The following is a 13848-nucleotide window of genomic DNA, read 5'->3' on the forward strand; positions in this document are numbered from 1 at the left end:
ATCGCAACCGGGTGCACCGAAATCGGGCATGGCACACAATCGATGCATGTCGACGGTGTCTTCACCGGTCTCGCCGATGCGCGTTGGACTGGCCAGTTTCATCGGAACAACGGTCGAGTTCTACGACTTCCTCATCTACGGCACCGCCGCCGCGCTGGTGTTCCCGAAACTGTTCTTTCCCGCAGTGTCACCTGCCACGGGATTGCTGTTGTCGTTCGCCACCTTTGGCGTCGGGTTCGTCGCGCGCCCCCTCGGCGGGGTGGTGTTCGGCCACTTCGGCGACCGCGTCGGGCGCAAGAAGATGCTCGTCTACTCGCTGCTCGTGATGGGGACCGCGACGGTGCTCATGGGGCTTCTGCCGACCTACGCCCAGATCGGCCTCGCCGCCCCGATCCTGTTGACCGTGTTGCGGCTCGCGCAGGGTTTCGCGGTCGGAGGCGAGTGGGGCGGTGCGACGCTGATGGCCGTGGAGCACGCCTCGGACCGCCGCAAAGGGCTCTACGGGGCGTTCCCTCAGATGGGTGCGCCCGCCGGGACGGCATGCGCGACGCTGGCCTTCTGGGCGGTGTCACGGCTCCCCGACGACCAGTTTCTGGCGTGGGGGTGGCGCATCCCGTTCGTGGCCAGCGCCCTGCTCATCGTCATCGGCCTGGTGATCCGGCTGTCCATATCGGAAAGTCCGGACTTCGCGGCTCTGCGGCGGCGCGAACAGGTGGTGCGCATGCCGATCGCCGACGCGTTCCGCAGGCACTGGAAGCAGATACTGCTGGTCGCCGGGGCGTACCTGTCTCAAGGAGTGTTCGCATACATCTGCGTGGCCTACTTGGTGTCGTACGGCACGACCGTCGCCGGGATCGACCGCACGCAAGCGCTTTTCGGGGTGGCCGTGGCGGCGGTGGTAGCGGTCGCTACCTACCCGATGTTCGGGGCGCTTTCTGACCGGCTGGGCCGAAAGCCCGTCTTCCTGGCAGGCGTGATCCTGATGGGCATCTCGATCGGCCCGGCGTTCGCTCTGATCAACACTGGCAGCGCGCTACTCTTCGGTGCCGCGCTCCTGCTGGTCTTCGGCCTCGCGATGGCGCCGGCCGCGGGCGTGACCGGCTCGCTGTTCAGCCTCGCGTTCGACCCCGACGTCCGCTACAGCGGCGTGTCGATCGGTTACACCCTGTCTCAGGTGGTGGGATCGGCGTTCGCTCCGACAATCGCCACCGCCCTGTACACGGCGACCAGAACGAGCAACTCGATTGTGGCCTATCTCGTTGCGGTTTCGGTGATCTCGGCGATATCGGCCTGCTTCCTACCGGGCGCGTGGACGCGGCCGGCGACGGATCAACCGCGAGAACTCGACCGTCGAACGGCGGACCGAGTCCAGTTCGAGTGACACCAGCAGCGTGTCGACCATCGCGAACGGCAGAGTCGTCGCCACTGCACCGCGCCCGTATTCGAGGTGCCACGACCCGGGATGGATGGTCAGGCCCCGCGCCTGCCCCTTCTCCAAGCATGTTCGCTCACCCGGAAGCAATGCCATTGCGGTGTTGTCGTCGGATTCGAGGTCGTAGGAGTCGATGCGGCCCGCCATCAAGAACTTATGGATCTGCACCCGCTTGTAGCGACCGGAGAAACCCTGCGTGCCCGTCGGGGAACCGAAGATCACGATGTACTCACGCGGGCTGAAGTACACGAACCGCACCTTGCCGAGGATGCCGCCTGCTTTGCTCGCCACCCACCGTCCCGGTGCCGCATCGATGAGATCGGGGTACGCGTCGGCGAGCAGTTCGACGGCGCGCGTGGTGAGTTCGCCGCTGTCGACGGGCAATCCGACCACTTGCTGCGCGACCCCGTGCAGCACATCGGGGTCGATCCTGTACCGCATCAACCGAACTCTATCGGCAGGCTCGTCGGTCCGCTCATACCCAGCAGCGGCTTCCATGGTGCCGGTCCAGCAACGCGCGGATTCGGCATGCGTCGCGCGATGATGACCAGGGCCTCGCAAAGCTCGCGCCGGGCGAGGTTGGCCCCCAGGCAGTAGTGCGCGCCGCCACCGAAGGTGAGGATGGGCGGCGGATCGCTACGGGTGATGTCGAAGCGGGCCGGGTCGTCGTAGACGGTCTGATCGCGGTTGGCGGCGTAGGTGTTGACGATGATGAACGTTCCGGCGGGAAACGTGACTCCACCGACCGTGACGTCGTCGAGCGCACTTCGGACGGTGCTGCACATCGACGGTGAATGTCGCATCGTTTCTTCGACGGCGCGCATCGCCAGGCCGGGGTCGTCGCGTAGCAGTTCCCACTGCTCTGGGTGCTCACACAACACTTGCATGGACGCCGCGAGCTGGCTTCGGGTGGTGTCGGTTCCGGCGATCAGCACGCTGAAGGCCAGCATGCGCAGCTCGCTGGCGTCGAGCCGGTCGCCGTCGTCCTCGGTGCGGATGAGCTCGGAGAGCAGATCATCGGTGAGGTCCTCGCGCCGGTCGGCGATCATCTGGTCGATGTAGCCGTCGAACTCGTCCCAGGCCCGCAGAATCATCGGTTCCTCTTCGACGAGATCGCAGTCGAAGCTGACGATTTTGAAGATGCCCTCGGCCCAACGCGAAAACCGCTGCCAGTCCTGCCTGGGCGCACCCAGCAGGGCGCAGATGATCGGGATCGGGTAGGGCCTCGCGATGTCGTCGACGAACTCGCACCGGCCGAGGTCCGCGACGCGGTCGATGAGCTCGTTGACGACGGTGTGGATCGTGGGGTCCATGCGAGCGGTCGCCCGCGGTGTGAAGGCCTTCGAAACCAGACCGCGCAACCGGCGGTGTTCATCGCCGTCCATATTCAGGATGCTGCGAGTCACCCTGTCCCACAGCTCCCCTGAGGTGATGCCGTGCGCCGACAGGTGAATGCCCCGCGGAATCCCGAACCGCGGGTCGCGCAGAACGGTCCTGGCCAGTTCGTAGGACAGCACCTCCGGTCCGATCGGGCCGAGCGCGACCGGCGCTTGCTTCTGCGCTGCCTGGAACTGCGGGTAGATCTCCTGAGGTGTCGCGGTGATGTCGTAGGTCAACGTCGGCAGCCCGGCATCGAAGACGCTCGGCTTGGCCGCCTCGACAATCACGGTGTCCTCTCGATCCTCAGCGGCAGTTCGCGCAGTGCGCACGTCGCCGAAGGCCACGTGATCTCGGGAACGTAGCCGGGGACGAGGTCGAACCGGGGTATGCGCGACAGCCATTCGGTCACGACGAGTCGCAGCTCCATCCTGGCCAGGTGGGCGCCCAGACACCGGTGCGGGCCACCGCCGAAGCCCCAGTGCTTGTGCAGTTTTCCGTCCATGACCAGATCGTCACCGGAGAGCGGATCGCTTCCGTCGCGGTTGATGGCGCCGACGCAAAGCCGCACCTGCGCCCCGGCGGGCAACGTGACCCCCGCGACCGTCACCGGTCGGGTGGTCACCCGCCCGAGCACCGGCGCGGCGGGTTCCAGCCGGATCACCTCCTCGACGAAGGCGCCGACGTCGTCGGGGTTGTCCCGCAGGTGCCGGCGCAGATCGGGGCGGCGGGCCAGCTCCAGCATCGCGGCGCCGATCGAGGCGGTGACGGTGTCGAGGCCCGCGAGGACGAACACCAGCGACATCCCCGTCGCTTCGGCATCCGACAGCGCATCCTCGGCGTGCAGAACGTCAGACAGTATGCCGTTGCGTGGCGACTCCCGCTGTGTCTGAACGGCTTCGGTGAGATAGCCGAAGAGCTCGGCCGCCGGGGTCAGATCCACACTGGTCGGATCCGTGGCCAGGCTGACCGCGATGATCGCATCCTTCCAGGCGATCAGGCGTTCGCGGTCCTCGAGCGGAAGGCCGAACAACGTGAGAAACACCTGCGACGGGTATGGGACTGCGAGATCGGCCATCACTTCACACTCGGTGCGCCCGGCGATCTCGTCGATGATGTCAATCACCTGTGCCTGCAGCGTCGGCAGCAGCGCGCTCAGTGTCTGCGGGCTGAGATACGGATGCAGGAGCCGGCGGTAACGGGTGTGCTCGGGAGGATCGAACCCGAGCGGTACCAGGGGCACCGGGCTGATCATGTCGTCGTAGTCGGTTCTCGACGAGAACGTCTCCGGATCACGCAGTGCCGTGAGCACATCGTCGCGCCGCGTGAAGTAATACCAGCCCTCGCCGTGGAGCACCGGGCCGAGGCCCCGCAGCTTGGCCCAACCCTCACCGCGGTCGCGCGCCATCGGCAGATCCTCGTAGAGGACCTGCGTCAACCCCGGGACCTCGGTCATGACACGTTGGTGGCCAGAAGCGTCACTGGGAGCCCCAGAACCGACAGATCGATCTCGTCGAGATATGAGCCCTCTCCCGAGAATCCCTGTCGGAAACGGATACTCGAACCGTAGCGCTGCGCGACGGATTCGGCGGCCGCGGCATCCGGCACCCGCAGCACGACGGTGTACACCCCGTCGCCGTGGCGCTCGAGGAAATCGTTGACGTGCGCTGCCACCGAAGCGGTCGATCCGGGTACCGGGCTGATCAATTCGATGCCGCGATCCCAGTCCAGATGTACGCGCACACCGAGTTCGGTCAGTTCGGCCTCCTGAAGGGCGAACCCGAGCTCGGTGAACAACGCGGCCGCCTCGGCGCGACGTTCCGGCGCCACCGCGAACACGACGTGGTGCAAGCGCGGCTCCGCACTGGCCGTCATCTGCGCACCAGCCCGCGCGGTTGGATCAGGCCCAGGTCCAAATGGGTCAGCCAGCCCGGCGCCGCATCGCAGACATCGGGGATGGCGTTGATCGCGCCCATCGCCGTCCAGGTGTATCCGGGGTGGGTCATGGTGCCGTCCGCGGCCACCCGCCCGTGCATCGTCAGCTCGGTCGGGGGATCTCCCTCGATGACGATGCGGTACCGCGTCCGTCCCCAGTCCCACGGCGGATCGAGTTCGTCGGGTCCGCCGGTCAGGTAGATGGCGTGGAACACGATCAGCGGCGCGCCGTCAACCATCGCGGTCCACGTATGGTGTTGTGCGGCCACGGTTCCGCGCGGGATGGCGCCCTCGTCGTGCGGGATATCGCGGGTGGCTGTCGCGGCCTTGACGTCTGCGGTCACGTCGTCGATGGTCACGCCGAGACCGTCGGCGATCATGTGCATCGACTGGGCGAAGAAGGGGACGCCGAGACCGAGGATCGTCGGCTCCGAGAGGAACTTGTCCTTGTCCTTGCCGAAGCCCATCCAGTCGATGTGATCCATCGGGGCGTCGGTGAGCACGTTGACGACCTCCCACACCTCGACCCTGTCGACGCGGGAGGCGACCCGAGCGAGCGTGAGTGGCAGGATGTCACCGGCGTAGCCGGGGTGGATGCCGCCAGCGTGAAACGACGTGCCGCCGTCCACGCACGCGGCGCGGATCTTGTCGCCAGCTTCGCGGAAATGTTCTGTGGGATGGAAGAATCCGCTTGTGGTGACGATGTTCTTGCCCGACCGCAGCAGCCGGCACACGGTGTCGACGTCCATGATCACCGGGGTGTAGAAGACGCAGTCTGCGTCGAGCGCCATGACCGCCTCGACGTCGTCGGTGGCGATGACCCCGGTCGCCCCGATGCCGGCGATCTCCCCCGCGTCCTTGCCGACCTTGTCCGTGCTGTGCACCAGCACACCGACAAGCTCGAACACCGGGCACTGGGCGAAGTGTCGAACTCCGACCTGGCCGACGTCGCCGGTCATCCACTGGATCACGCGATACTTCCGTTCAGACATTGAGGACTCCTCTCGGGAGCAGCAGCGGCAGATCGGTGTAGGTCGCGATGCCCGGTGGAGCGGCCACGACGGCCGGGATCGCGGTGATCGCGGGCATCGCGACGATCGACAGGCCCAGCATGATGTAGTCGTCGATGGTCTCACCGACGAAGCCTTCCGGGGGAAGGAAACTCAGGGTGGTCTTGATCGTGGGTGTGCCTTGAACCTCCACGGTGTAGCCCATGTCGAGTTCCCAATCCGGTTCGAGTGTCTGCCCCTTGCGCCACCGGCCGCGGATTTCGATGACCTCCTTGCCGCCGACGATTCCTTTCCAGCCGACATCGACTCCGGCGACACAGCCTTTGGCGATCAACCAGTCGCCGGGCAGTCGGAGGTCAGCGGTGGTCTGGGCGTATGCGACGTCGCATCGGACCTCGTCGAGTTGGACGCCGAGTGCGTCAGCGACGAGCAGGACACCGTCGCGGAAGATGGCCGAACCCTTCTCGGTGATCGACTTGAGGTCCGGATGGTCGATCGGATACCCGAAGCCCATCGGCTTCTCGGTGTCCGGCGAGTTGTAGATGGTGGTGTCGATGGCCTCCACGACCGAAACCTTGTCCACGCGTTCGGAAAGCCCGGCCGAAACGACGGCGAAGAGTTGGATGAACCCGGGGTTGATCCCGCTACCGAAGATGGTCGAGCCGCCGTCCTGACAGGCTTCGACGATGCGGTCGCGGTCGTCGCCGAAGAAGTGTCCGGTGATGAACTCGGACGTGGAGACGATGTTGACGCCCCCGCGCAGAATCCGGACCATCTCGTCCACATCGGCGAACATCGGGTTGTAGACAACGCAATCCGGCGCCAGCGCCAGCAGGGCATCGACGTCATCGGTCGCGGACACGCCGAGCGCGTCGATGCCGCACAGCTCCCCCACGTCGCGACCGACCTTGTCCTTCGACCACGCGTAGCACCCGACCAGTTCCAGGTGCGGGTTGACTGCGACCGCGCGGACGGATCGCTTGCCGACGTTGCCCGTGGTCCACTGGACGATGCGATAGGTCATGCGGCCGAGGTTTCGGCTGGGTCGAACATGACGGGAAGTGAGCGGAAGCCGCGGGTGATGGAATTGCCGGTGAACACAGGTGATGTCGCCTGGTCCAGCGTGAAGTTCGGCATTCGCGTCAGCACCTGCTCCAAGCCCACCTGCAATTCCAGCCGGGCCAGGTTGGAGCCCAGGCACCGATGCACACCGGCGCCGAAGCCCAGATGGCGGTTGTCCCGGCGGTCCAGGATGCAACGGTGTGCATCGACGAACGCCTCTTCGTCGCGGTTGGCCGAGGCGTAGTTGACGATCACCGAGTCGCCGGGGCGGAAGGTCCGGCCGCCCAACTCGACTTCTTCGGCCACGGTGCGGGGTATGCCGTGGATCGATCCGCCGAAACGGATGAACTCCTCCACCGCGCGCGGCAGTAGCTCCGGCTCGCCGATCAGCCGGTCCCGCTCGGCGGGGTGGGTCGCCAGATAGTGGAACGACCACGACATCGCGCTGGCAGTCGTCTCCAGACCGGCCTGGACAAGCAGCATGGCGTTGGCCACCACGTCGTTGAACGGCAGTCGCTCCCCGTCGATCTCGGCGCTGCGCAGCACGTCGATCATGTCGTCGCGGGGCGGTGCGTCGGTGCGCGCGGTCACCGCGTCGTGGATGTGTTGATACAGCCCGCCCCAGGCGGGTGCCCGTTCCTCCTCGGTGGCGCCGTTGAGCGCGGTATCGGTGAGTTCGATGCACAACGGCACGTCCTCGACCGGCATGCCGAGCACATACTTGAAGAACACGATGCCCGGCTGACGCCACGCCACCTGCGCGAGATCGCCGCGCCCGGTGGTGATGAAGTTGTCAATCAGCCGGTCGGTCTCATCGCGAATCTGGGGCCGTAGAGCCTTCATCCGCGCCGGCGAGAAGTAGGGGTTGAGCACCTTGCGGAACTTCTGCTGCCGGGGCGGATCAAGCGTGATCACCAGATCACCGCCGAACGCCTCGGTCGCATCCGGAGTCGGATTGCTCGAGAAATGCTGCCAGTCCTGCAGGATTCGGTAACACTCGGTGTACCGCGCCGCCACCCACGCGCTGTCCGGCATGGTGGTGAGAAAAGGGGTGTCGGTGTGGGTGAAAGGGGCTTTCCGCCGCATCACCGTGTACACGTCGTAGAGGAGATCGTCGTCGTTGAAGTCCTCGTGGCGCAAATCCCAGTTCTCCGCGTGTTCTGCCGCCGACTTACCGCTCACGGAGCCGAATCTTCCTGCTGCTGTTGGGCGGCCTTGCGGGCTTCGCTCTCTTCGTGAATACGCACCAGTTCGCGGAACCCGATCCGGTCGTACTTCGGCACCGGCTGGATCCCCCATTCGTCGCGTGCGGTGTCTTTGCCTTCGGCACCCTCCGGGGGGCCTAGCGGCGGATACGGAACCTTGCACTCGAGCGTGTCGTCGGAGTAGCGGACCTTGAGCAGGCCGCTGCAGATCTCGGTCAGGCTCAGGGTCGGGTAGCCGTACCACACCGCCATGAAGGGCAGCGTGAACGCCCCCTCGATGACAAGGGCGATGAGGCAGACGAGCACCGCGCGCTTGATGTACTTGTGCATGCGCGCGTAGTACGGCGTGGTGCCCGGGGGAAGGTCTTCGGCCGGGTCTTTCTCATCGGTTGTCGATGAGCCCGCAGGTGGTGTCATGACGTGCTCCTTTTGTTCAGTCCGAGAAGATTTCGCGATTGACCGTGTGCAGATACGGGATCGCGAGGAACGGGGTTATGTAGAAGATGTCGTAGAGCCACCACCCGATGACCGGGAACAGCACACCGGCGTACCGGGCGTCGGCATACATCGTCATGTTGAACACGTAGGCACACCAGATCACCACGCCCATCCAGCAGGTGATGATCATCCACTGGTGACCCCAGCGTTTCATCTGCAGGAAGCCGATCGCCGCGGCGCAGCGCATCGCGAAGACGGTCAGGATCAGCCCGGCGACATACGCCTTCTCGCCCGGCACCGCGGAACCGCCGACCCACGGCTCGTTGTAGTGCCAGAAGTAGGCGGCATCGAACATGTGGCCCCAGCCGATCATCAGCACCCGGTTGATCAGCGTGTGGTTGGCCACCAGATCCAGCGCCCAGCCGAGGCTGTTGAGCATGCCGTCGATCAGCACCAGGTAGCCGATGAGCGTGACAATCATCGGCCGCACCGACAGGCCCGCGCGTGCAGCCTGCCGTTGCAGCCAAACCCCGCGCATGAAGATGGGGAATCCGATCAGCCCGGGCGCCCACATGCCCATCAGCGCGGCGCCGATGATCATCCACTTGTCGGCTCGGCGTTGCGCGACCCGAGATTCTTCGTGGTGGTCTTCGAGACTGACTGTGGCGGTCGCGGTCACAGTGACCACCAGCCACGCTCGATCGACATGTAGAGCTGAATGAGGAACATCGCCAGCAGATAGCCGTAGATGACGATCTGCAGGATGATCAGCGCTTTCTTGCGTTGCTTCTCCTTGGGGTCCATCTAAACTCCCTTTCTCACTGGGGGTTGCTCGAGTTGTTGGCGGCGGCCAGGCTGGCTACGGCCACTTCGCGCAGGCCGTCGGTGACCGCACCGTCGCTGGACAGCGGCGCAAGGATGCAGGCTTCGGCGGCATCCAATTCGGTTGCGCCCGCGGCGATCAAGTGTGCGGCGGTGACCAGCACGCGGGTGGACGGCGGCTCGAAGTGAAACGCTTCGTCGGCGGTGCGGATCGCGGTGGCGCATGCGACGAGCCGGCTCGCCGCCGGCAGTGGTATGCCCGTTTCGGCGACGATCACCTCGGCCTCACGGTCAGGCGGGAGATATCTCATCGGCAGGGTGACGAACCGCTGCCGAAACGACGGCTTGAGTTCCTTGAGCGAGCTTCGGTAGGCGGGGTTGTACGAGCACACCAGCATGAAGGACTCCGGCGCCTGGACGATTTCGTCGGCCCGGTCGAGGTAGAGCGTGCGGCGGTGGTCGGTCAACGAGTGCAGCACGGCAAGTGAGTCGTGGCGCGCCTCGACGACCTCGTCGAGATAGCAGATCGCGCCGGCCTTGACCGCGCGGGTCAGCGGTCCGTCGGTCCACACCACGTCACCTCCGGTGACCATGAACCGGCCGACGAGATCCGAACTGGTCAGGTCGTCGTGGCAGCTGATCGTGACGACTGGGCGGCGCAGCAGCGCCCCCATGTGCTCGACCAACCGCGTCTTACCACAACCCGTCGGCCCGGTGAGCATGACGGGCAGGCGCTGGTGGTAAGCCTGCTCGAACAACTGGACCTCGTTGTTGTTCGAGTAGTAGGTGTCGTTGGTCATCCGTGCTCGAGCTCCTTCGATTGGTTTGTGCACTCAGGCGGCGACAAGTTCGCGGTGGACATGGGCGAGCACCCGCGGCAGGTCTTCGACGCGCCGGATGCGTTGGGAGCGGCGAGGTCCGAAGACCTCGGGCAGCGGGTCGACCCGGGTGGGTCCGACACCGACGTAATACATCGAGACGCCGGCGTCGTTGGCTTCCTCGACCGCGTGGGCGGCGTCGGCCCATGCGTAACGGCCTTCGTAACCCTCGTCGGAGATCAGCCCGTCCCCGATGACGATCAGCAGGCGACGTTCCGAGGGCTGCGCCAGGAGGCGGCTCGTCAGGTGCCGCAGCGGTGCACCGAGCCTGGTGTAGCCACCGGTCGACAACCCGAGGCGGCTGGGCGGCACGAAACGCCGGTCCTCGAAGTCCTTGAGGCAGTTGACCTCGACCCGGTGTCGGGTGTTGCCGGTGAAGACGAAGATGCCGTGTCGTTCACGGGCGAGCGTCATCGCGCGTGACAGTGCGTCCGCGCAGGCCAGTTCGAGTTTGAAGATCCGGCCGCCGTGCACCCCCAGCGACGAACTGCCGTCCAACAGCAGCGCGGTGGTGACGTCGCGGCTGCTGGGGAGCAGTTCGCGGAAGATGCGCGGTTCGATGGCCTCCCCAGTGGTGAGGTCGATGTAATGGTTCACATACTGCTCGACATCCAGGTCGGACCCGTCTTCGAGTCGGTTCTTCATCGAACGGTGGGTGTGTTCGCTGAACCACTTGCGCAGATCGGCCGACACCGTTCCGGGTTGCCGGTTGCGGCTGGACTGAGCGCGTTCCAGCACCGCGACGTGGTCGCGCATGAAACTCTTTGTCCATTCGTTCCATTCCGGATACGGAATGCCGGGCCGGTGATCCGGGGTTAGATCGAGGTCGTTGTCCTGGGGTCGGCTGGGCGGCGGCAGGTTGGGGTTGCGGACTCCCCCGTCGCCGCCGACGGGAACGGAGTACGGACGCGGCAGCCTCTTTTGCGTCGTGGTCCACGGCATCCGGCCGAAGCTGCGCCGTAGTTTGTCCGACAGGCCCTGCGGCACCGTGTACGCCAGCGGCAGCCTGCCCACCACACCCGGGACGTCGCCGACCGGCTGTCCGTTGCGCGACAACGAGATCGCGTGTTCGAGCATCGCGTCGGCTGTCATGTCATCGGGCAGCATTTCGAGATCGGGTAGCAATCGCCGCGCTTCGACCACCAGCCCGGGCCAGTTGGCCGCGACCCAGCCCAACGCGACGCCGGCTTCGACCAGCGTGAGCGCACGAAGCTCGCGCGCGGTGAGTTCGTTGAGCCGGTAGTGGGCGAGGCGCTCTTTGGAAGGTGAACATTGAAGCGCGACACCGCATGTCAGCGTTCTGCGGGTCCAGTCGCGGCCCAAAGACGGGTACGGCACGAGCACGTAGTCCAGTCCCGGGTTCAGACTGAATTGGCGATGCTCACCGGTCACCAGGCGCACCCCTTCGCGGCGTTGGCCGCTCAGGGCGACAGCGGTGACGGCGCAACTGCGTTCGACCGCCAGTGCGTGAGCGTCGGACAGATCAGTCATCGCTGCCCTAGAACGTGCCGAGGCTGGAGAACATCCAGTACCAGAACCAGATGACCAGCGCGGCGCCGCCCCATGCCCCTACATAGCGCAAGATCTCCCATATCCAAGCCCACACGTCGAACTCCTCGGTTGTTGTGTCGTTGCCTGTACGAACCCGTCATCGCACTTCCAAGCCGCGCATGGCGGTCGAGACCAACTTGGCCAGCATGATCTCTCGGGTCTTCGGGTTGTCGGTGGTGGTCAGCACGCCGTAGATGCCGAGCAGAAAGAAGGTCGCGCTGTAGAAGGCGTCGACCTCCGGATGGACCTCGCCGTCGCCGCGGGCGCGTTCCAGTTCGCGCACCAGCAGGACGACCACCGGATGGTCGGTCCAGTCGTCTTTGTGCGGCCTCGTCGGCGAGAAGTGCAGCGCCAGCAGTTCCTTGAAAAGCACGGGGCCGAAGCGGTGTTCCAGATCGGTCACCAGGTCGACCACCGCGGTCAACGTGGTCACCAGATCGTGGCGGGACTCAAGGAAGTCGGCGAACTCCGCGGCTATACGCGCCTCCTGGCGGCTCTCCAACTCGAGCAGTACATGTTCCTTGCTGGGGAAATGGAAGAAGAACGTGCCGTGTGCGACACCGGCCGCCGCCGCAATCACATTGACGTCGGCACCGGCCATACCGGACTTCGTGAACTCGGTGATCGCCGCGGCGAGGATGCGTTGGCGCGTCTGCAGCCGTTGAGCTTGACGCGCCGACACCTTCACCTGTGACGTCATGGTCCGCTCTTTGTAACGCACATGCTGACTGAAGTCAATGAGTTCAGTCAGTCGTAAAGTTAGTCGGAGAAGATTTCCCTGTTCACCGAATGCAGGTACGGAATCGCAAGGAACGGGGTGATGTAGAAGATGTCGTAGATCCACCAGCCGACGACCGGCAGGATAACCCCGGCGTAGCGAACATCGGCATACATCGTCATGTTGAACACGTACACACACCAGATCACCACGCCCATCCAGCAGGTGATGATCATCCACTGGTGACCCCAGCGCTTCATCTGCAAAAAACCGATGCCGGCGGCAATGCGCATACAGAAAACGGTGAGGATCAGGCCGACTTCGAGCGCCTTCTCCCCCGGTCCGGCCGCACCGCCGATCCACAGTTCGTTGTAGTGCCAGAAATATCCGGCATCGAACATCGCGCCCCAGCCGTTCAACAACACTCGGGCCAGTATCGTGTGGTGGGCGACCAGGTCCAGCGCCCAGCCGAACACGTTGATCGCGGCATCGACGATCACGCAGTATCCCAGCAGCGTCACCAACATCGGCCGCACGGACAGCCCGCTACGGGCAGCCTTGCGCAGCAACCACACACCGCGGAGAAACAAGGGGAGCCCGAAGATCCCCAGCGCTGCGGTGCCAATGAGCACGCTGCCCGAGATGAGCCACTTGTCGGCCTGACGTTGCGCCAGTCGCGAGGCCTCTTCATGTTCGTCGAGCCCGCTTGCGGTTACGGTCATTGCGGGCGGATTCACAGGCACCTCCTGTAGCCGGTAAGTGCCATGAGCTTGTCAGTGGAATTGACTCAAGTCAACCGATCAGCGCACCTCGATGCCTCGCAACGTCCTGGCGATGTAGTCGTCGAGCATCGCGCTCTGGGTCGGCCACTGGGTCGTGGTGGTCAGCAGGGCGTACAGGCCGAGTAGGAAGAACACCGCGCTGTTCATCGGATTGACGTCAGGGGCCACCCGGCCGGCTTTCTGAGCGCGTTCGATCTCGTGGGCCACCCTGACGATGACCGGGTGTTCCTGGCTCTCATCGGCGGGTCGGCTCTGCGAAAAGTGCAGTGCGAGGAAGTCTTTGAACAGCTCCGCGCCGAGACGGCGTTCCAGCCCCAGCACCAACCGGACCGCCTCTTTGAGAATCGCGGGCAGGGTGCGTTTGGAATCCGCGTACCGGCCGAGTTGTTTGGCGATGCGCTCCTCCTCGCGGCGCTCCAACTCGAGTAGCACATGTTGCTTGGTCGGGAAGTGGAAGAAGAAGGTGCCGTGGGCAACTCCGGCAGCAGCGACGATCGCTCCCACGTCGGCATCGGCCATTCCCGCTCGCTTGAACTCGGCGATGGCCGCGCCCATCAGTCGCTCTCGCGTCTGTAGTCGCTTGGCCTCGCGTGCCGATGGCTTGTCTACCACTGCCATACGTCGACGATATCAATACT

At 65.0% G+C, this 13848-nt stretch carries 16 protein-coding genes; 1 reads left to right on the forward strand and 15 read right to left on the reverse strand.

The genetic code is table 11. The annotated features are described in order from the left end of the window. Window positions 1–46: 46 nt before the first annotated feature. Window positions 47–1381 carry an MFS transporter gene (locus AU192_RS14595; RefSeq protein ID WP_120275634.1) on the forward strand — a complete coding sequence of 445 codons (1335 nt, stop codon included), beginning with the start codon at window positions 47–49 and terminating at the stop codon, window positions 1379–1381. Here AU192_RS14595 and AU192_RS14600 read toward each other — a convergent pair. The 15 genes from AU192_RS14600 to AU192_RS14665 form a co-directional block, all read right to left on the reverse strand. Continuing rightward, complete coding sequence (locus AU192_RS14600; RefSeq protein WP_064397265.1) at window positions 1298–1873, reverse strand: isomerase; 576 nt, start codon at window positions 1871–1873, stop codon at window positions 1298–1300. The genes AU192_RS14595 and AU192_RS14600 overlap by 84 nt on opposite strands. Then, on the reverse strand, window positions 1873–3099 hold the full coding sequence (locus tag AU192_RS14605) for a cytochrome P450 (RefSeq protein ID WP_064397465.1): 1227 nt from the start codon (window positions 3097–3099) through the stop codon (window positions 1873–1875). The genes AU192_RS14600 and AU192_RS14605 overlap by 1 nt, the downstream gene beginning before the upstream one ends. Next, a complete protein-coding gene (locus AU192_RS14610) occupies window positions 3096–4265 on the reverse strand; it encodes a cytochrome P450 (RefSeq protein WP_064397267.1) in 1170 nt (389 codons plus the stop codon). The genes AU192_RS14605 and AU192_RS14610 overlap by 4 nt, the downstream gene beginning before the upstream one ends. Continuing rightward, window positions 4262–4684, reverse strand: coding sequence for a VOC family protein (locus tag AU192_RS14615; RefSeq protein ID WP_064397268.1), 423 nt, complete (start codon window positions 4682–4684; stop codon window positions 4262–4264). The genes AU192_RS14610 and AU192_RS14615 overlap by 4 nt, the downstream gene beginning before the upstream one ends. After that, complete coding sequence (locus tag AU192_RS14620) at window positions 4681–5736, reverse strand: NAD(P)H-dependent amine dehydrogenase family protein (RefSeq protein ID WP_064397270.1); 1056 nt, start codon at window positions 5734–5736, stop codon at window positions 4681–4683. The genes AU192_RS14615 and AU192_RS14620 overlap by 4 nt, the downstream gene beginning before the upstream one ends. Further along, window positions 5729–6778 carry an NAD(P)H-dependent amine dehydrogenase family protein gene (locus AU192_RS14625; RefSeq protein ID WP_064397272.1) on the reverse strand — a complete coding sequence of 350 codons (1050 nt, stop codon included), beginning with the start codon at window positions 6776–6778 and terminating at the stop codon, window positions 5729–5731. The genes AU192_RS14620 and AU192_RS14625 overlap by 8 nt, the downstream gene beginning before the upstream one ends. Next, window positions 6775–7998 carry a cytochrome P450 gene (locus tag AU192_RS14630; protein WP_064397273.1) on the reverse strand — a complete coding sequence of 408 codons (1224 nt, stop codon included), beginning with the start codon at window positions 7996–7998 and terminating at the stop codon, window positions 6775–6777. The genes AU192_RS14625 and AU192_RS14630 overlap by 4 nt, the downstream gene beginning before the upstream one ends. After that, window positions 7995–8438 carry a hypothetical protein gene (locus AU192_RS14635; protein WP_064397275.1) on the reverse strand — a complete coding sequence of 148 codons (444 nt, stop codon included), beginning with the start codon at window positions 8436–8438 and terminating at the stop codon, window positions 7995–7997. Before AU192_RS14635 ends, AU192_RS14630 begins: the two co-directional genes overlap by 4 nt. A 16-nt stretch (window positions 8439–8454) precedes the next feature. Continuing rightward, window positions 8455–9147, reverse strand: a complete 693-nt coding sequence (locus AU192_RS14640; protein ID WP_233151289.1) for a hypothetical protein — start codon at window positions 9145–9147, stop codon at window positions 8455–8457. Further along, the gene (locus AU192_RS26150; protein WP_256387040.1) at window positions 9135–9263 is read right to left on the reverse strand and encodes a hypothetical protein; all 129 of its coding nucleotides are present in this window, start codon (window positions 9261–9263) and stop codon (window positions 9135–9137) included. The genes AU192_RS14640 and AU192_RS26150 overlap by 13 nt, the downstream gene beginning before the upstream one ends. A gap of 14 nt (window positions 9264–9277) precedes the next feature. Continuing rightward, the gene (locus AU192_RS14645) at window positions 9278–10081 is read right to left on the reverse strand and encodes a CbbQ/NirQ/NorQ/GpvN family protein (RefSeq protein ID WP_064397279.1); all 804 of its coding nucleotides are present in this window, start codon (window positions 10079–10081) and stop codon (window positions 9278–9280) included. Window positions 10082–10114: 33 nt separating this feature from the next. After that, window positions 10115–11650 (reverse strand): nitric oxide reductase activation protein NorD, encoded by a 1536-nt coding sequence (locus tag AU192_RS14650; RefSeq protein ID WP_064397281.1) that lies wholly within the window; start codon window positions 11648–11650, stop codon window positions 10115–10117. Between the two features lie 157 nt (window positions 11651–11807). Further along, on the reverse strand, window positions 11808–12410 hold the full coding sequence (locus AU192_RS14655; RefSeq protein WP_064397284.1) for a TetR/AcrR family transcriptional regulator: 603 nt from the start codon (window positions 12408–12410) through the stop codon (window positions 11808–11810). A gap of 59 nt (window positions 12411–12469) precedes the next feature. After that, complete coding sequence (locus AU192_RS14660; RefSeq protein ID WP_064397286.1) at window positions 12470–13150, reverse strand: hypothetical protein; 681 nt, start codon at window positions 13148–13150, stop codon at window positions 12470–12472. Between the two features lie 78 nt (window positions 13151–13228). After that, a complete protein-coding gene (locus AU192_RS14665; RefSeq protein WP_064397288.1) occupies window positions 13229–13828 on the reverse strand; it encodes a TetR family transcriptional regulator in 600 nt (199 codons plus the stop codon). Window positions 13829–13848: the final 20 nt, after the last annotated feature.

The organism is Mycobacterium lehmannii (assembly GCF_001499925.1).
Classification (GTDB): Bacteria; Actinomycetota; Actinomycetes; order Mycobacteriales; family Mycobacteriaceae; genus Mycobacterium; species Mycobacterium lehmannii.